The sequence below is a fragment of the Acinetobacter sp. 243_ASPC genome (genome assembly GCF_001054715.1).
GTDB classification, from domain to species: Bacteria; Pseudomonadota; Gammaproteobacteria; order Pseudomonadales; family Moraxellaceae; genus Acinetobacter; species Acinetobacter soli.
Genome location: NZ_JVOR01000066.1, coordinates 1 through 1,140, shown reverse-complemented (window position 1 = coordinate 1,140; position 1,140 = coordinate 1). Strand labels below are relative to the sequence as shown.

The 1,140-nt window shown below is 43.5% G+C and carries 1 protein-coding gene and 1 pseudogene (1 of these 2 only partly in view); both read right to left on the bottom strand.

Features of this window, described 5'->3' with window-relative positions:
* Positions 1–411 (bottom strand): annotated as a pseudogene (gene betB, locus ADA42_RS06415) (betaine-aldehyde dehydrogenase); it reaches 1,070 nt to the left of the window's first position.
* On the bottom strand, positions 404–1,030 hold the full coding sequence (gene betI, locus ADA42_RS06410) for a transcriptional regulator BetI (protein ID WP_004935942.1): 627 nt from the start codon (positions 1,028–1,030) through the stop codon (positions 404–406). The pseudogene betB and the gene betI overlap by 8 nt, the downstream one beginning before the upstream one ends.
* Positions 1,031–1,140: the final 110 nt, after the last annotated feature.

The following is a 1,140-nucleotide window of genomic DNA, read 5'->3' as shown; positions in this document are numbered from 1 at the left end:
ATAAAAAAAGCTGCTTTCACGTAAAGGAACCTGTTCACCTTGAATGGCAGTGGCCAGTCCAGCGTAATATTCAAGGACATCGGCACCTGTGACAATATCGACGCTGCGTGTTTCGCTCAAGGCTTTACCGGTATCTAATGTTTCAAGTGCAGCAAGCTCGTCATTGCGTTCACGTAAAATATCGACTGCGCGACGTAAAATACGAGAGCGTTCCATGGCAGTCTTAGCAGCCCATTCTTTTTGGCCTTGCTGTGCACTTTTTACAGCGGCATCGATATCTTCTTTTGAGGCTTGCTGAATCGTGGCAATCACTTCACCTGTTGCAGGGTTGATACTGTCAAAGGTTTTGCCGCTGGTTGCATCAACATATTGTCCATGAATGTATAAACGATGAAGTTGAACATCACTCATTTTGTCTCTCCTGCCTAATTTGCTTTACCAGCCGTAGCTGAGTCTCGACATAGTCATATGCAATGGTTCGAGCAAGTGCACTGTCAAATTCAGTGTCTCCACTTAAACTGCCACGTAACCAGAGTCCGTCAATCAATGCGGCCAAACCGCGTGCTGCAATGCTGGCCTGATCCTTGGGCATTAACTCCAGAAAGTGAAACTTCAGATTGGAGTAGAGCCGCTGGTCATTGATGCGCTGTAATCGGCTGAGTTCCGGCATGTGCATACTTGCAGACCAGAAATCAAGCCAGATACGCATTGCTCTTTGATTGACCTGACTAATATCAAAGTTTGAATCAATAATTGCTTTAATCATATTCTCGGGTTGTAACTCATTTACTTCAGCTTTGTACTGCGCCGTTTTACGACGTAGTACATTGAGCATCTCTAGCATACAAGCGTTAATGAGACCCTGTTTGTCGCCAAAGTAATGACTGACGATACCCACCGAGAGTTGGGCTTTTTTCGCAATTTGAGCCATGGTGGTGTTGGATAACCCCACTTCAAAAATCACGTCATATGCGGCGTTTACAATTTCTTCACGACGCACGTGCTCGGGTTTTACTCTGCGTTTGTTCATGTATGTCCTTAAAAATATAAGGTTTTGCTTCAATAAATGATCTACAGAACATGATAGCACCTTTTTATGATACTTTTAATTGATTGAACGTTCAATCAATTAAAAGTATC

Bases quoted from the DNA above. Each gene is read 5' to 3' on its own strand.
- betI (WP_004935942.1), bottom strand. From the start codon at position 1,030: ATGAACAAACGCAGAGTAAAACCCGAGCACGTGCGTCGTGAAGAAATT.